Here is a 3,123-nt window from a genome sequence, read left to right as displayed (position 1 = left end):
AAAACCCCCAGCCTTTTGGCTGGGGGTTTTGGGGTAAAGCCCCTGGCGATGACCTACTCTTGCATGGCTTAAGCCACACTACCATCGGCGCGGCTGCGTTTCACTTCCGTGTTCGGGATGGGAACGGGTGGGACCACAGCGCTAATTTCACCAGGGAGAGGGTTGGAGTGTCGCCATCTAGGTAACGGATTAAGGCGCCAATCTCTCATAGGGTCTTGTGACGTAGCGGGCATTGGATTTTCTCTGACGATATCGTCGAGTCCAAGGCCACTTGAGGTTATATGGTCAAGCCACACGGATCATTAGTATCAGTTAGCTCAATGGGTTGCCCCACTTACACACCTGACCTATCAACCACCTAGTCTTGATGGTTCCTTTAGGGGGCTTGTGCCCCGGGAGATCTCATCTTGAGGCGCGCTTCCCGCTTAGATGCTTTCAGCGGTTATCGCTTCCGAACATAGCTACCCGGCAATGCCACTGGCGTGACAACCGGAACACCAGAGGTTCGTCCACTCCGGTCCTCTCGTACTAGGAGCAGCCCCTCTCAAATCTCCAACGCCCATGGCAGATAGGGACCGAACTGTCTCACGACGTTCTGAACCCAGCTCGCGTACCACTTTAAATGGCGAACAGCCATACCCTTGGGACCGACTACAGCCCCAGGATGTGATGAGCCGACATCGAGGTGCCAAACACCGCCGTCGATATGAACTCTTGGGCGGTATCAGCCTGTTATCCCCGGAGTACCTTTTATCCGTTGAGCGATGGCCCTTCCATACAGAACCACCGGATCACTAAGTCCTACTTTCGTACCTGCTTGATCCGTCGATCTCGCAGTCAAGCACGCTTATGCCTTTGCACACAGTGCGCGATGTCCGACCGCGCTGAGCGTACCTTCGAGCTCCTCCGTTACTCTTTGGGAGGAGACCGCCCCAGTCAAACTACCCACCATACATGGTCCCCGATCCGGATTACGGACCTAGGTTAGAACGTCAAGCACATCAGGGTGGTATTTCAAGGTTGGCTCCACCGAAGCTAGCGCCTAGGTTTCATAGCCTCCCACCTATCCTACACAGACGAACTCAACGTTCAATGTAAAGCTATAGTAAAGGTTCACGGGGTCTTTCCGTCTTGCCACGGGAACGCTGCATCTTCACAGCGATTTCAATTTCACTGAGTCTCGGGTGGAGACAGCGCCGCTGTCGTTACGCCATTCGTGCAGGTCGGAACTTACCCGACAAGGAATTTCGCTACCTTAGGACCGTTATAGTTACGGCCGCCGTTTACTGGGGCTTCGATCAAGAGCTTCGCCTTGCGGCTGACCCCATCAATTAACCTTCCAGCACCGGGCAGGCGTCACACCCTATACGTCCACTTTCGTGTTTGCAGAGTGCTGTGTTTTTGATAAACAGTCGCAGCGGCCTGGTTTCTGCGACCCCCCTCAGCTATAGCCCGCATGGGCCACCAAAGAGGGTGCACCTTCTCCCGAAGTTACGGTGCCATGTTGCCTAGTTCCTTCACCCGAGTTCTCTCAAGCGCCTGAGAATTCTCATCCTACCCACCTGTGTCGGTTTACGGTACGGTCTGCGTGAGCTGAAGCTTAGGAGCTTTTCCTGGAAGCGTGGTATCAGTGACTTCGTCCAAAAGGACTCGTCTCGGTGCTCGGTCTTAAAGGATCCCGGATTTGCCAAAGATCCAAACCTACCGCCTTTCCCCGGGACAACCAACGCCCGGTACACCTAACCTTCTCCGTCCCTCCATCGCACTCACGCGAGGTGCAGGAATATTAACCTGCTTCCCATCGACTACGGCTTTCGCCCTCGCCTTAGGGACCGACTAACCCTGCGTCGATTAACGTTGCGCAAGGAAACCTTGGGCTTTCGGCGTGCGGGCTTTTCACCCGCATTATCGTTACTCATGTCAGCATTCGCACTTCCGATACCTCCAGCAACCTTCTCAAGTCACCTTCAACGGCTTACGGAACGCTCCTCTACCGCGCATAACAAAGTTATGCACCCCAAGCTTCGGTTTCGTGCTTAGCCCCGTTAAATCTTCCGCGCAGACCGACTCGACCAGTGAGCTATTACGCTTTCTTTAAAGGGTGGCTGCTTCTAAGCCAACCTCCTGGCTGTCTGTGCCTTTCCACATCGTTTTCCACTTAGCACGAAATTTGGGACCTTAGCTGTGGGTCTGGGTTGTTTCCCTTTTCACGACGGACGTTAGCACCCGCCGTGTGTCTCCCGTACATTCTGTCTTGGTATTCGGAGTTTGCCATGGTTTGCTAAGACGCGATGTCCCGCTAGCCATAACAGTGCTCTACCCCCAAGAAGATTCATACGAGGCGCTACCTAAATAGCTTTCGAGGAGAACCAGCTATCTCCGGGTTCGATTAGCTTTTCACTCCTAATCACACCTCATCCCCTACCTTTGCAACGGGAGTGGGTTCGGGCCTCCAGTACCTGTTACGGCACCTTCACCCTGGGCATGACTAGATCACCCGGTTTCGGGTCTACTGCCCGCGACTATGCGCCCTTATCAGACTCGGTTTCCCTTCGCCTCCCCTATACGGTTAAGCTTGCCACGAACAGTAAGTCGCTGACCCATTATACAAAAGGTACGCAGTCACCCTTGCGGGCTCCTACTGCTTGTACGCACACGGTTTCAGGATCTATTTCACTCCCCTCTCCGGGGTTCTTTTCGCCTTTCCCTCACGGTACTGGTTCACTATCGGTCGGTCAGGAGTATTTAGCCTTGGAGGATGGTCCCCCCATGTTCAGACAGGGTTTCTCGTGCCCCGCCTTACTCGTCTTCACTGAAAAGGTCTTTTCGAATACCGGGCTGTCACCGTCTATGGCCAGTCTTTCCAGACTGTTCTTCTAAAACCAATCCAGCTTAAGGGCTGGTCCCCGTTCGCTCGTCACTACTCAGGGAATCTCGGTTGATTTCTTTTCCTCCGGTTACTTAGATATTTCAGTTCACCGGGTTTGCTTCCAGCAGCTATGTATTCACTGCAGGATACTGCCGAAGCAGTGGGTTTCCCCATTCGGACATTACGGGATCAATGCTTGTTGCCAGCTCCCCCGCACTTTTCGCAGGCTGCCACGTCCTTCATCGCCTCTGACC

General features: G+C 54.0%; 2 rRNA genes (1 of these 2 running past the window's edge). Both read right to left on the bottom strand.

Annotated elements, in window-relative coordinates:
• Positions 1-40 precede the first annotated feature (40 nt).
• Positions 41-155: ribosomal RNA gene (gene rrf, locus QUA57_RS28025) — 5S ribosomal RNA — on the bottom strand.
• 126 nt (positions 156-281) lie between these two features.
• Positions 282-3,123, bottom strand: a 23S ribosomal RNA gene (locus QUA57_RS28020); it runs 37 nt beyond the window's last position.

Source organism: Microcoleus sp. Pol7_B2 (assembly GCF_036701035.1).
Classification (GTDB): domain Bacteria; phylum Cyanobacteriota; class Cyanobacteriia; order Cyanobacteriales; family Microcoleaceae; genus Microcoleus.
This window is presented reverse-complemented; position numbering and strand designations above follow the sequence as displayed.